The organism is Enterococcus sp. LX10, from assembly GCF_023539285.1.
GTDB lineage: Bacteria > Bacillota > Bacilli > Lactobacillales > Enterococcaceae > Enterococcus > Enterococcus faecalis.
In genome coordinates this window covers 525,466-538,924 of record NZ_CP092784.1, presented here as the reverse complement: position 1 = coordinate 538,924, position 13,459 = coordinate 525,466, and the positions used below count along the sequence as shown (strand labels likewise).

At 37.6% G+C, this 13,459-nt stretch carries 11 protein-coding genes and 1 other annotated feature (1 of these 12 cut by a window edge); of the genes, 5 read left to right on the top strand and 6 right to left on the bottom strand.

What is annotated here, in order from left to right:
* Positions 1-11: a binding site (T-box leader), on the bottom strand (it extends 222 nt beyond the left edge of the window).
* Between the two features lie 50 nt (positions 12-61).
* Entirely contained in the window at positions 62-2,275 is a 2,214-nt protein-coding gene (locus MKZ30_RS02620; protein WP_129276991.1) for an autolysin, read from the bottom strand.
* 315 nt (positions 2,276-2,590) lie between these two features.
* Here MKZ30_RS02620 and MKZ30_RS02615 point away from each other — a divergent pair, with 315 nt between their 5' ends.
* The 5 genes from MKZ30_RS02615 to mnmM all read left to right on the top strand — a co-directional run bounded on the left by MKZ30_RS02615 (position 2,591) and on the right by mnmM (position 6,643).
* Positions 2,591-3,250, top strand: coding sequence for a DUF1700 domain-containing protein (locus tag MKZ30_RS02615; protein WP_002381265.1), 660 nt, complete (start codon positions 2,591-2,593; stop codon positions 3,248-3,250).
* Positions 3,250-4,275, top strand: coding sequence for a DUF4097 family beta strand repeat-containing protein (locus tag MKZ30_RS02610; protein WP_010827196.1), 1,026 nt, complete (start codon positions 3,250-3,252; stop codon positions 4,273-4,275). Before MKZ30_RS02615 ends, MKZ30_RS02610 begins: the two co-directional genes overlap by 1 nt.
* 170 nt (positions 4,276-4,445) lie before the next feature.
* Positions 4,446-5,096 (top strand): phosphatase PAP2 family protein, encoded by a 651-nt coding sequence (locus MKZ30_RS02605; RefSeq protein WP_002394236.1) that lies wholly within the window; start codon positions 4,446-4,448, stop codon positions 5,094-5,096.
* A gap of 15 nt (positions 5,097-5,111) precedes the next feature.
* Positions 5,112-6,080 (top strand): tRNA modification radical SAM protein MnmL/YtqA, encoded by a 969-nt coding sequence (gene mnmL / locus MKZ30_RS02600; protein ID WP_033600727.1) that lies wholly within the window; start codon positions 5,112-5,114, stop codon positions 6,078-6,080.
* Complete coding sequence (mnmM, locus tag MKZ30_RS02595; RefSeq protein ID WP_002368069.1) at positions 6,080-6,643, top strand: tRNA 5-(aminomethyl)-2-thiouridylate-methyltransferase MnmM; 564 nt, start codon at positions 6,080-6,082, stop codon at positions 6,641-6,643. Before mnmL ends, mnmM begins: the two co-directional genes overlap by 1 nt.
* A gap of 56 nt (positions 6,644-6,699) precedes the next feature.
* On the opposite strand, the gene MKZ30_RS02590 is transcribed toward mnmM, so the two are convergent.
* The 5 genes from MKZ30_RS02590 to erfC form a co-directional block, all read right to left on the bottom strand.
* Entirely contained in the window at positions 6,700-7,368 is a 669-nt protein-coding gene (locus MKZ30_RS02590) for an ABC transporter ATP-binding protein (RefSeq protein ID WP_002363221.1), read from the bottom strand.
* Between the two features lie 4 nt (positions 7,369-7,372).
* On the bottom strand, positions 7,373-8,452 hold the full coding sequence (locus tag MKZ30_RS02585) for an ABC transporter permease (protein ID WP_033600728.1): 1,080 nt from the start codon (positions 8,450-8,452) through the stop codon (positions 7,373-7,375).
* A gap of 138 nt (positions 8,453-8,590) precedes the next feature.
* On the bottom strand, positions 8,591-9,196 hold the full coding sequence (locus MKZ30_RS02580) for a TetR/AcrR family transcriptional regulator (RefSeq protein ID WP_002355664.1): 606 nt from the start codon (positions 9,194-9,196) through the stop codon (positions 8,591-8,593).
* A 545-nt stretch (positions 9,197-9,741) separates the two neighbouring features.
* Positions 9,742-11,511 carry a multidrug ABC transporter ATP-binding protein/permease ErfD gene (erfD, locus tag MKZ30_RS02575; RefSeq protein ID WP_002358756.1) on the bottom strand — a complete coding sequence of 590 codons (1,770 nt, stop codon included), beginning with the start codon at positions 11,509-11,511 and terminating at the stop codon, positions 9,742-9,744.
* Positions 11,511-13,226: a multidrug ABC transporter ATP-binding protein/permease ErfC gene (erfC, locus tag MKZ30_RS02570; RefSeq protein WP_002355662.1), complete on the bottom strand. Its 1,716-nt coding sequence runs from the start codon at positions 13,224-13,226 to the stop codon at positions 11,511-11,513. Before erfC ends, erfD begins: the two co-directional genes overlap by 1 nt.
* Positions 13,227-13,459 lie beyond the last annotated feature (233 nt).

Here is a 13,459-nt window from a genome sequence, read left to right as displayed (position 1 = left end):
ATTGTTTTTTTCTATTATAAGACTCATGTTACCAAAGATAGCTATTTTTTTCAATCTTAAATTAACCAACTTTTAAAGTTTGACCAATATAAATTGTATCCCCGCTTAAGCCATTTAATTGTTTGATTTTTTGGATGCTGATTCCGTATTGCATTGATAAGCCCCAAAGTGAATCACCGCTTTTAACTGTATGGCGTTTGCCTGATGCACTATTTGTTGAAGAAGCATTGCCACCTGCAGAAGCGCCTTTTTTCACGATGATTGTTTGACCAGCAAAAATTAAATCGCCTTTGATCCCGTTCCATGAACGTAGATTAGCAACACTCACGCCAAACTGTGCAGAAATTTTATTCAACGTATCGCCTGATTTAATCGTGTAAGATGTTGTCGCACCACCACCATTATTCGTAGGCTTGTTCGTATTCGTTGAACCTGAGTTAGCGCCTTTTTTCACGATAATCTTTTGACCAGCAAAAATCAAACTACCGCTGATGTTATTCCAGGCTTGTAAGTTAGCCACACTAACACCGAATTGTGCAGAAATTTTGTTCAAGGTATCCCCTGATTTAATCGTGTAGTACGTATTCGTTCCTGATTGATTATTGTTAGAACCACCATTGCTTGAGCCGCCGGTGTTACCTGAAGTACCTTTTTTCACAATAATTTTTTGACCAGCGAAGATTAAATCGCCAGAGATGCCGTTCCATGAACGTAAATTAGCAACGCTCACACCATATTGCGCGGCAATTTTGTTCAAGGTATCGCCTGATTTAATTGTGTAATACGTATTCGTTCCTGATTGATTATTGTTAGAACCACCGCTGCCTGAGCCACCAGTGTTACCTGAAGCACCTTTTTTCACGATGAGTTTTTGACCAACGAAAATTAAATCGCCAGAGATGCCATTCCATGAGCGTAAATTAGCAACGCTCACACCATATTGCGCAGCAATTTTATTCAAGGTATCCCCTGATTTTACAGTATAGTACGTGTTCGTTCCTGATTGATTATTGTTAGAACCACCGTTACCTGAGCCACCAGTGTTACCTGAAGCACCTTTTTTCACGATGAGTTTTTGACCAACGAAAATTAAATCGCCAGAGATGCCGTTCCATGAACGTAAATTAGCAACGCTCACACCATATTGCGCGGCAATTTTATTCAAGGTATCTCCTGATTTTACAGTATAGTAGGTGTTCGTTCCTGATTGATTGTTAGAGCCGCCTGTTCCTGGATTAACTGTTCCGCCCCCAGTATTCCCACCAGAAGATGGTGTATCATATTGAGTTAAGTTATATGCGGTAATGACATTATTTAATTTAGCATTGTAGCTAGGATCTGTCGCATAACGACCTGTTAACCAAGCAGTTGCATCGCGGTACGAGCTTGTATTGCTTTTCCAAGCTCCAGCATAATAGTAAACGCCCGCTTGGAAAGAAGTTGTTTTTAGCACGTGCGCATTATCTTGGAATGATTCCATGTAAGAAGGATATTTACGGAAAGGCTCTTTTTTCACTAACCATTTGCCGTTTAAATATTCCCATGTATCCATATAGACAGATTGTCCATTGTAGCTGCCTTTAATCCCAAATAAGTTATAGTTTGGTGCCTTAGATAACGTACTTGCTCCCCAACCACTTTCAACGATTGCTTGAGCCATCATCACTGATGCATATAAATCATTGGCTTGCGCAATAGGTTGTGCACAACGAGCTAACTCGGCAATAAATTCTGAAGGACTTTGCGTCGGTGATAATGCTGAAAAAGTTTGCGCAGAAGCTACTCTAGCTTCTGGTACTTTTACTTCATCATCGGGTGTAACCGCAGGCGCTGCTTCAGACTCGGTTGTTGAAGGAGCTACTGGCGTGATTTCTGCTACTGAAGAATCAGTCGTTCCTGATTCCACAGGTGTAGTTGAATCAACTGTTGGTTGCTCAGTGCTTGGTGTTGTTGGTGTTTCTTTTGATGATTCAGTTGTCGATTCAGTCGTTGTTGCCGAATCCGTTGTCGGTTGTTCCGTAGTTCCTGGCGTAGTTTCTGTTGTTGGTGTCTCTACTAAGCCAGTTTCCGTAGTAGATGCTTGGGCAACTTCTGCATTTGTTGGCTGCTCTTCTGTTGCCTCAGCAGTCACTGGTAGTAACGCAACGGGCGTTCCTACAGATGAAACAATTAACGCCGAGCTGAATAAAGTAGTGCTTTTCTTCCATTGTACTGGCGTTTTCTTTCTTTGTTGTGCTTTCCTTCTTTCGATACGTGACATTGATTCTTTCTTCATTGATACGTCCCCAACTTTCCTTTTTTAACTTATATGTAAATGTAATTTTTTAGTTTTGTTATTATAACAAGTATACCTTTTTTTCTGACGAATTAAAAACACTTCAACAAAATTTCATATTACTGTAACTAGATTGTAAAGAAGTAATGTTTTTTAACATAGATTTACTCTCTTGTTACTACTCGGAAAAAACTGCGACTTTAGTTGTAGACGCTTCTTTACCTTAGTCTGATTTTTTTAATTCCTCTTGTTATTCGCCCAAAAAGAAATTATAGTTTAAGATGAGAAATGAATCGTGTAGAAAGAGGGAGCGGAATGAATAAAGAACATTTTATTATTGAGCTGAAAATTTATTTAAAAGCATTAAATCCAAAAGATCAAGCTATTATTCTTGCGAAATACAAGGCGTTATTTGATGCTCGTGTTGCGGAAGGCGAAACAGAAGAACAAGTGGCAAAATCATTGGGGAAACCACGAGTTATCGCAGAAGAAATTTTAAAAGAACAAGGCATCGAATTGACGGAACGAAAAATTGAAAATAATGGCTGGCAAGAAATTCCAGCGGCTACACCTGCTTATGATCATCCCTATGAAGAAGAATCTGAATTTTACTATGATAATGATTCTCCTTACTATCAACGACCACAGCATCGGCCGCTAACCCGATTTTTCCAAGTGCTTGGTATTTTCTGTTTAAATTTTTTCTTCATGTTTTGGGTTATTTTAGGGATTGCCTTAATGTACGTCGGTTGTGGCATTGCCGGAGCTGCAACTTTATTTTCACCAATTTATGGTATTTATAGTGTTATTACCCAAGCAAATGCCGCTTCCTTTTTCCAATTATCTATGAGTCTCTTTTTATTTGGTGCATCAATCATTGGTTGGTTACTGTTTCTACCAATTTTAAAATTTTCAGCACATGTCTTTAAGCGTTATTTCCAATGGAACATTGCTGTTTTACGAGGTGATATCTAATGAAAAAAACAACAGGGATTCTCTTATCCATTGCTGTCTTAGCGATGCTAATTGGTGGATCTGGCGCCGTCTATTATTACAAGCAAGCGGAAAAATCAGTCACACCGCTAAAAGAAAGTTATACACTAAAAAATAAACAAGCAGGCGAAGAACTTCACTTATCCTTAAAAGGCAAAGGCCCTTATACCATTTATAAAACTGATAGTAACAACATGGGATTACGATCACCGAATAATGCCTTTTATTCAAAAGCTGAAGGCACCTTAGATGTCAAAGAAGAAAAAAATAAAATAACAGCAACCATCAATACCACTCGTACACAAAACCAACCCGAGTTGTCATTTTTTAATATTGGCATTTTTAGTGACCTCACACCGAACGTGAGTGTCCAGATTCCTAATAACGTGAAAAAGTTAGTGATTGATGGTTCAACCCATTCACAAGTTTCATTGAATGCTTTTAACGTAGACGAATTAACAACTAATCTACCAAATTCTTATGTCAATCTATCGGGCGTTAAAGCCAAAAAAATGACGCTTAACTCTTCAGATGGTATCTACCTTTCAGCGGATACTTCCGCTAAAACAGCAACAGTTGAAACCACTGACGGCGATATAACGTTGGATTCAGCCTATTTCGATGAAATAAAAAATACGACTACTTCTGGTGATATTCGAGTGCAAAATGCTCGTGGAAACATCCAAGCAACAACGACAGATGGCGATATTAGCGTCTATGATTTCAAAGGAGAAGCTAACTTTTCAAGTGAAAATGGTGATTTTTCTTTAGACATGCCTGCTGTGCCTAAAAAATTAACTGTCGCTCTTGTCCATGGAGACATTTATGTAAATTCTGGAGAAATTTTGCGTAACATTTCAATCAAAGGTGAATCAAAATTAGGCGATGTTCAACTTTTAAACAAAGAGCGAACATCTTATAAGAATGGTCGTGCGGATACAGAGTTTAACCTTTCTAGCGAATTCGGCGATATTACCGTTGATACTCCTGATGATGATAATCAATAAACATGTGCCATTTAAAACATCTGTTCTGGCACCACAATGAGAGATTGTGGTGCCAGAACTTTTTTAATATCTGTATCCCCTCCAATCAGGCAATGAAATTATCTTTTAATTTTTTACCCTTTTGATGGTATAATACGGATTGTTGCGATTAAATTTTGAAAGGATTTTTTATGAAAAACAAACTTTATTATCAATTTGCAGGTAGTTGTTTTCTTTTAGTATTTATGTTTTTAGGCTATGTTGTTCGTTTTTATCCAACCTGGCTCAGAGGCTTTGATCAAACGATTACTTCTTTTGTTCGTCGTCCTTTTCCACAGCTAAATAACTTTTTTATTTGGTACACCAAATTTGCCAATTCATTGACGATTATCATCTTAGCGATCGTTGTCATTGCTCTATTTATTGTTTGGAAGTATTATGCTGAAGCATTATGGCTCTTTATTAATACTGCCTTAATTGCTGGCGTAGGTAATTCTTTATTAAAATTATTCTTTATGCGCCAACGTCCTACTTTGGAGCATTTAGTAACTGAACATACGTATAGTTTTCCTAGCGGACATGCTGTAGGAAGTACCTTGTTCTACGGCACTATTTTATTGATTCTGCCAATTTTCATTAAAAATAAAACGGTCCGCCTTTGTGTGCAAATTTTACTAGGTATTGGGATTTTCATGATTGGGGTTAGTCGAATCTATTTAGGTGTCCATTTCCCTAGCGATATCTTAGGTGGTTTTTGTCTTGGTTTAGCTTGGTTGTTATTAAGTTACCCTATTTATTTAGAAAAACGCTTTGTTTGGCGATTTCAAAGCAAACAACGCTAGAAAGAAGTCTTGATTATGCAAATTTTTCCTTATTCAGATGATCCAAATAAACGCTATCACACTTGGAACTATGCACTTCGTCAACAGTTTGGTGAAAAGATTTTTAAAGTGCCAATTGATGGTGGCTTTGATTGCCCCAATCGTGATGGGACGGTTTCCAAAGGTGGTTGTACGTTCTGTAGTGTTTCTGGCTCAGGCGACATGATTGTTGCACCTAGCGATCCCCTGCCGCTTCAATTTCAAAAAGAAATCCAATTGATGCATCAAAAATGGCCAACTGTCGATCAATACATTGTTTACTTCCAAAATTTCACCAATACACATGCGCCCGTTGACGTTATTCGTCATCGGTTTGAACAAGTAGTCAATGAAATAGGCGTCGTTGGTTTATCCATTGGTACCCGTCCTGATTGTTTGCCTGATGAGGTAGTGAACTATTTAGCCGAATTAAATGAACGCTTTTATTTATGGGTAGAGTTGGGTTTGCAAACCACATTTGAGGAAACTAGCGCTGCCATTAATCGCGCTCATGATTATCAAACATATCTAGATGGCGTGGCTAAATTACGGAAACACGGGATTCGGGTCTGTACACATTTAATTAACGGGCTACCTGGTGAAACACCTGCCATGATGCGCGAAAATGTGCGGCGAACTATTCAGGATTCAGATATCCAAGGGATTAAACTGCATTTACTTCATTTAATGACAAATACCAAAATGATGCGAGATTATAATGAAGGACGCTTACAATTGATGAGCAAAGAAGCCTATGTTTCAGTGATTTGTGATCAGTTAGAAATGATTCCACCCGAAATTGTTATTCATCGCTTAACAGGCGATGCCCCCTTTGAAACAATTATCGGACCGATGTGGAGCTTGAAAAAATGGGAAGTCCTCAATGCGATTGATGCGGAAATGAAACGCCGCAACAGTTATCAAGGAAAATATACTGTCATTTCAGGAAAGGAAGTTTTCAATTAATGCTACAAACAGCCCTACATTTTAGTCACCAACTTTTAAAAGAAGTGGTGGAACCTGGCGACTTCGTCATTGATGCAACAATGGGAAATGGTCATGATACAGCATTCTTAGCAGAGCTGGTTGGCCCTTCTGGTGAAGTTTTCGCCTTTGATATCCAAAAAGAAGCGTTGATCAATACAGAACAAAAGTTAACAGAACTTAATTTACTCCCACAAACTACGTTATTTCCATTAGGACATGAACATCTTCATGCTGTCCTAGATGAAGAAACAGAAATCACTGCCGCTATTTTTAACTTAGGCTATTTACCTAAAAGTAATAAGGAAATTATTACAAAACCCACTACGACTAAACAGGCGTTAGATGGGTTACTGCCTCATTTGGTAAAAGGAAGTCGCATTATTTTAGTCGTTTATTATGGCCACGAAGGTGGTTCAGAGGAACTTGATTTGGTCACGAATTACACGCAAGCCTTACCACAAGATGTTTACAGTGTCTTACGTTATGAGTTTATTAATCAAAAAAATCAGCCACCTGTTCTTTTCTGTATTGAAAAGAAATAAGAGAACATGATCGGATTGCTCCAGCAATCCGATCATGTTCTCTTTTATTTGTTTTGTTACTCTGTCAATTCACCATCACGAATACGAACCACTCGATCACAGTATTTCAACAAACGTTCATCATGTGTCACCATGATAATCCCTTTATCTTTCTCTTTGGCCTCTTTCGCTAGTAATTGGACAACATCAAACGCCTTTTCTGTATCTAAACTAGCCGTTGGTTCATCTGCCAAAATTACGTCTGGCTCATGATACAATGCACACGCAATGGCTACCCGTTGTCTTTCCCCACCAGAGAGATCACGAGGATAACTATTTCGTAATTCTTTTAAACCCAACGTCTCTAACAATTGCTCTTTTAATTCACTATTTTTACGTGACTTATCAACTTTTTCAATTAAGTGAAATTGATCTTCCACTGTTAAAAATGGCACCAAATTAGAGCTTTGTAAAATAAAGCCGATTTTTTGAAAACGTTGCGCCAAACGTTGCTTTTTCGTTAACTTATTTAGTGATTGCCCGCCAACAATGACTTCACCACTTGTCGGTGCCTGTAAGCCAGCTGCAATCGTTAAAAAGGTACTTTTACCAGAACCAGAAGGACCAATTACTGCGACAAATTCACCTGGCTGAACCGCAAAAGATAATTCTTTTAACGCGATCACTTCTGTATGTTTTTCACCATATTTTTTATAAATATTTTTCATTTCTAAAACATTTGCCATGTCTTTAACCTCCAATCGCGATTAACGGATCAATTTTAGCAATCGTTCGAATTGAAAATGCCCCGCCAATCAATGCAGATAAAATCAATAGTACACTAAACAAAATCATGCGTGGTCCATTAGTTGCATAAGGCATCGCTTCTGGTAAAAAGAGCACGGTAATTCCCGTTAAAGCAAGACCAATCGCCACTCCTAGAACAGCCAATAAAGCGGTTTGTAGCATGACTGCCTTTGCTAAGAAACTAGTTGGCACCCCTTGAACTTTTAAGACACCGAACATTGCTGTTTTCTGTAAAGTCATCACAAAGATAAAAATACCGATAATGAACGCTGCAATCACAATCAAGAAATAAATCATGCCATCCAAGGTCAAGTTTTGAGCGCTGTATCCTGGCAGTTTTTCAATAAAATCTGAAATTGAAAGAACTTGGCTGTCTTTATTAGTCGTTTTAACTTCCGCGTTGTCCTTGCTGCGAACAATGAAACCATTAACCATTTTGGCCATTGCTGGATTGTCACCATATTTAATTGACCGCCAAGTATCCAGAGAAGTGTAAATAACTGGCACAATGTTATAGCTACTTTTAGAAATAAAGCCAACAATTTCTAATTGCTCATCATATTTCCCTGCAGTTAATTTGTCGCCAATTTTAAATCCTTGATTTTTCAATGTTTCTGAAGCAATCACTTGATTTTTATCAGTAAATGCGTTTCCTTCAATCACTTTTGGCATTAAAAAACTTTCTTTTTCAATCCCAAATAAGCTAACATTCGTTAATTCAGCCTTTTTGTCATCTGCTGGGCGGATAGCTAACGACTGTTGACCAATCGGTGCAATTTTGCCTCCTGAAATCGTTTCTTTCACGTTTTCATCTAACATTGATACATTTAAATTACTATTGGCCTCTTTTGATAAAACCACTTGATTCGCTTGCCATTGATCTACGGCTAAACGATTTCCTTGAGCTAAACCGTTCGCTAAACCTGACAAAATAAAAATTAACCAAGCAATCAAGACCATTACTAAGACTACAAGGACGTACCGTCCTTTTGAATACTTCATTTCATTAAATCCTAAAAACATGAATGGTTCACCTCTTTCTTCTTTTCGAAATAAACTATATCACTTATCAATCGATAAATCAACAATTATTTATCGATTGATAAGTGAATTTTACAAAAAAATAGAGAAGTCTGTTTTTCAACAAGGCTTCTCTATTTTTTATTTGTGACTTTTCAGAACGCCATGTAGCATAAATTGAATGAATTTTTTGACATCGTCATCCACTGTTTTCCGCTGGTACGTTTTTTCAATACTTAATAATGCACTAACGTTATATAAAATAAACCGAGTTGCATCATCTACACTGATGCCCTCTTGTAAGCAATTAGTTTCAGGTTCACTTTCAAAAATAGCCGCAATATTATTGATATAGGTTTTTTTGAAAATTTGATACAGCGTACGATTGTAATCAGGGCCCATTTCTTGAAACATGTCGTTCAACATTAAGAAAAGATTGGTCGGATGTTCATCTAACAAAACTTTGATTAATTGATAAAGTTTTTCTTCTACTGATGCATTTCCAGAAACAATTGGGACTAATTCTTCCTGAACACGGGACGTTAATTCTTCAATCACAGCTAAATACAGTTCTTTTTTATTTTTAAAATGGTGATAGAGATTCGGTTGGGTAATGTTCGCTTTTAAAGCAATTTCACGAGTGGAGGTATTTTTAAACCCCTTTGTCATGAATAATTCAGAAGCGACAGACAAAATAATTTGCCGTGTACGTTCTAAATCAGCTTTGCGTTTATTTGGCTTTTCCATGGTTTTCTCGCCCCCTGCTGCTTTTTATTTTAGCATATTCTCCGGCAAGAAACGAGAGACCTTTATACAAAAAACGAAAAATATACAATCAATGTGCCTGCTATTTGGAGAAGAACCGCGCAATAATACCACCGCTGCAGATGTGTCAGCCAGCCTTTTTCGCCCCCAAGATAAATCAACCACTGCAGTCCATATAAAAAACTATTAGCCAAAAACCAAAAAAGTAGTGCCGATTTTGTCCATTGATTCTCTCTGAATACACTCAGTACAAATAAAGTATTTAGCACCAAAAACGTGCGCCGTAATTGTCGTACATTCCTCATTTTCCCCATTGATATATCTCCTTTTTCTATTTAGCATAGAAAAAATAGCCTGGGACAAAAATCACTTTGAATTTTTGTTCCAGGCTTAAAAATTGATAAACGGCGGGAACAGAAGCAACTCCTTCGGAAATAAGCCGAAATTCTCCAAAAATTATAGAACAATTTTCGGAAATTCCTTCTTATTTCTCGGAGTTAAACACTTCTGTTCCGACCTCTTTCAACTTATTCAAAAACAAATTGATTTTTATAAAGTTCCGCATAAAATCCATCTTGTTCAACTAGTTCATGGTGGTTACCTTCTTCAATGACTTCACCGTCTCGTAAAACAATAATCCGATCCGCATTTAGAATCGTTTTCAAACGATGGGCAATCACAAAACTGGTGCGCCCTTTAATTGCTTCGTCCATCGCTTTTTGGATTTTGGCTTCTGTTACTGTATCAACATTACTTGTTGCTTCATCCAAAATTAATAATTCTGGATTGGTAATAATCGTTCGTGCAATACTTACTAATTGCTTTTGTCCCGTACTGAAAAGATTATTCTCTTCCGTAATCTCAGTATCGTAGCCTTGCTCAAGATTTACAATAAATTCATGGATATTCGCTTGTTTCGCTGCTTGAACAATTTCTTCATCCGTGGCCTCTGGCTTACCAAAAGCAATATTCTCACGAATTGTTCCTGAAAATAGAACGGACTCTTGCAAAACAATGCCTACATGTGAACGCAAGCTATCTAAATCCATTTCACGAATGTCCACACCATCAAACGTCACGGCGCCTTCATTCACATCATAAAAGCGATTCATTAAATTCATAATCGTTGTTTTTCCTGAGCCTGTCGGTCCGACTAAAGCGACCATTTCACCTTTATCCACATGAATAGAAACATCTTTCAACACAGGTGTTTCTGGATTATAGCCAAAAACAACATGATTTAAAGCTACAGCTTTGTTAATCTCTTCTAATTTTTCGCCATTTTCGGGACGAATTTCATCTGGTTCATCAAACATCTCATTTAAACGACGAGCGCCTGTAACAGCTAATTGAATCATGCTATAACCTGAAGAAATTTGCATTAATGGTTGATAATATTGTTGAGAATATTGGACAAACATAACGACTAAACCTAACGCAGCGGCACGATCAACAGAGCCATTGATTGCTAACCAACCACCAAAGAAAATAACAATTGCCGTATTGACTAATGACATTCCTTGCATCATTGGGAAAAGTAATCCTGAATACACTTGACCTTTATACGTAGCTGCACGAACTTTTTCATTTTGCTCTAAAAAGCCGTCAATGGTTTCTTCTTGTAAGCCATTAGTGATAATCACACGTTGCCCACTAATTTTTTCATCCATATAGCCATTTAATTTCCCCACTTCATCTTGTTGTAAATCGACATATTTGCGCGCCTTGCTAATCACAAAGACCGCAATTAAAATCGCAATCGGCGTAGAAGCAATTGTAGCCCATGCCAGTTCCACATTTTGACGGAACATCATGATTAAGACACCAACCAATAAGGCAATATTGGTTAATACTTGTAGCAACGCTTGGTTTAAGCTGTTTTGGATGTTGTCTAAGTCACTAGTAAAACGACTTAAAATTTCACCATCTTGATGAGAATCAAAGAAACGAATCGTCAATTTTTCTAGTTTGTTAAACAAACCAATCCGCATGCGGTTTGTCGATTTCCCCACGACTTGTGTAAAGAGAATACTATAAATGAAACTAGCGGCACTAGTTAAGACATAAAAAATGAGTAGTTTCCAAATGACAGAAACGAACGCACTTTTATCGTCTTTTCCTTGCATCACATTAACCGCATATTTCGCTAATTCCTGAATAGCTTCCCCAACGAATTGCGGCGCTTTGACTTGTAAATAAGTCGCTGCGAAAATTGCTAAGAAAATAAAGAGGAAAGAAACTTTGTAACGTTTTAAATAATGATAGAAAAATTTACTAGCTTTTATTAAATCAGTCATTAAGCTTCCTCCTTTCCTTTTTGTGTTTCGTAAATTTCTTGATACACGGGGTTCGTAGCTGCTAATTCTTCATGCGTGCCTTCCCCGACTAAACGTCCATTATCCAATACTAAAATACGATCTGCATGGACAACAGAAGAAATTTTTTGGGCAATAACGATCGTGGTAGTCTCTTTTAACTCTTTATCCAACGCTTCTCGGACTAACCGCTCCGAACGAGCATCCAACGCGCTGGTGCTATCATCTAAAATCAAAATTTTAGGCTCACCAATCACACCTCTTGTAATTGATAACCGCTGTTTTTGTCCACCAGAGAAGTTATTACTCCGTTCTTCGACGGGTGCATCATAACCTTCTGCTAATTTTTCAATAAATTCCTTGGCTTGGGCGATGCCTGAAGCCCGTTCCATGTCCGCTTCAGAAGCGTCACGTTTACCATGGCGTAGATTTTGTGCAATCGTTCCAGAGAACAGGATTGCTTTTTGCAACACAAAGGAAACTGTTTTTCGTAAACTGTGTTCGTTCACTTCTCGTAAATCGACACCACCAACTTCAATCTTTCCTTCTGTCGGATCAAACAAACGTGGAATTAATTGTGCCAATGTAGATTTACCAGCACCAGTTGCGCCCACAATCCCAATCATTTCACCTGGCTGAATAGAGAAAGAGATGTCTTTCAAGGTATCTTCTTCATCCCCAGGATAACGGAAAGATACGTGATCAAACTCAACACTACCAATTAACTCTTGTTCTGGGACTTTTTTGTAGGTAACATCTGGTTCTGTTTCCATCACTTCTTTAATCCGCTTAATGGAAACAGCGGCACGAGAAGTCATCATCATCATCATTCCGCCGATAATAATCGCCATCATGATTTGCATTAAATAGTTCATAAAGGAAGCGACACCACCGATTAAAGTTGGATCATCCTTGACTAAGTTACTCACAAAGAAAATCGAGCCTACAACGGCTAAGTTCGCCACCAACATAAACGCTGGAATCATCACAGCAAATAAGCTACCTACGATTAAGTTATGGGTGGTTAATTCTTCACTCACTTTTGTAAAACGTGACAATTGATTTTTTTCTTGAACAAATGATTTGACGACACGAATGCCTAACAAATTTTCTTTTGCGATGCCATTAATCTTATCAATCAAGTTTTGAATAATCATGAAATGCTTGCCCATTTGCGAAAAGGACAGCATAGAAATCAAAATAACTGCGATGACAAGTGCAACAATCACCCACCATAGTTGCGGCAAGGTTAGCATCGCTAAAATAAAACTCCCGATAAATAAAAAAGGAATTCTAAAAAGTGTCTGCAACGCAATCATAATGACATTTTGAATTTGAGTAACGTCATTTGTTAAACGAACAACTAAGTTACCTGCTGAAAATTTTTCGATATTACCAAATGAAAAGGTTTGGATTTTGCGGAAAGTTGCTTCACGAATGTCAGCACTGACACCTTGGGCAACTTTGGCAGAAAAAATTGTATTAATAACCCCTGCAACGAGTCCTAATCCTGCAATGGCAATTAATTGAATCCCTAAGTTTTTCATTTTGTCGCTATCGTCATTCATAATTGCTTCCAACACTTGTTGTAACAATTTTGGTTGCCAAAGTGCTGAGACAACCATTACGATCACCGCCAACAAGGCAATAACTACCGAGCCTTTGTATTTTTTGGCGTGTTGAATAATAAGGTCCATCTTATCCCTACTTTCTTAAAATAGTTCCCTGCTTCTTCAGTGTTGGTCTGCGAATTCTTCCCCATTACAAAAAAATCAATTTGCTCATTGACTTCACCAGTTTAACACTGTAAAATAAGGCCGATTCATAATTTACCATTTTTAGTGGTAAAATACAAGCGAACAAGTTAATTTTTCACAAGTTTTTCCTATCATAAAGTGTACCTTCTTTTTGATAAACTTACGAAGATAAC

What these genes read in the sequence shown, in the direction of transcription:
- MKZ30_RS02620 (WP_129276991.1), bottom strand. Translation starts at nt 2,275, where the DNA reads ATGAAGAAAGAATCAATGTCACGTATCGAAAGAAGGAAAGCACAACAA.
- MKZ30_RS02615 (WP_002381265.1), top strand. Translation starts at nt 2,591, where the DNA reads ATGAATAAAGAACATTTTATTATTGAGCTGAAAATTTATTTAAAAGCA.
- MKZ30_RS02610 (WP_010827196.1), top strand. Translation starts at nt 3,250, where the DNA reads ATGAAAAAAACAACAGGGATTCTCTTATCCATTGCTGTCTTAGCGATG.
- MKZ30_RS02605 (WP_002394236.1), top strand. Translation starts at nt 4,446, where the DNA reads ATGAAAAACAAACTTTATTATCAATTTGCAGGTAGTTGTTTTCTTTTA.
- mnmL (WP_033600727.1), top strand. Translation starts at nt 5,112, where the DNA reads ATGCAAATTTTTCCTTATTCAGATGATCCAAATAAACGCTATCACACT.
- mnmM (WP_002368069.1), top strand. Translation starts at nt 6,080, where the DNA reads ATGCTACAAACAGCCCTACATTTTAGTCACCAACTTTTAAAAGAAGTG.
- MKZ30_RS02590 (WP_002363221.1), bottom strand. Translation starts at nt 7,368, where the DNA reads ATGGCAAATGTTTTAGAAATGAAAAATATTTATAAAAAATATGGTGAA.
- MKZ30_RS02585 (WP_033600728.1), bottom strand. Translation starts at nt 8,452, where the DNA reads ATGTTTTTAGGATTTAATGAAATGAAGTATTCAAAAGGACGGTACGTC.
- MKZ30_RS02580 (WP_002355664.1), bottom strand. Translation starts at nt 9,196, where the DNA reads ATGGAAAAGCCAAATAAACGCAAAGCTGATTTAGAACGTACACGGCAA.
- erfD (WP_002358756.1), bottom strand. Translation starts at nt 11,511, where the DNA reads ATGACTGATTTAATAAAAGCTAGTAAATTTTTCTATCATTATTTAAAA.
- erfC (WP_002355662.1), bottom strand. Translation starts at nt 13,226, where the DNA reads ATGGACCTTATTATTCAACACGCCAAAAAATACAAAGGCTCGGTAGTT.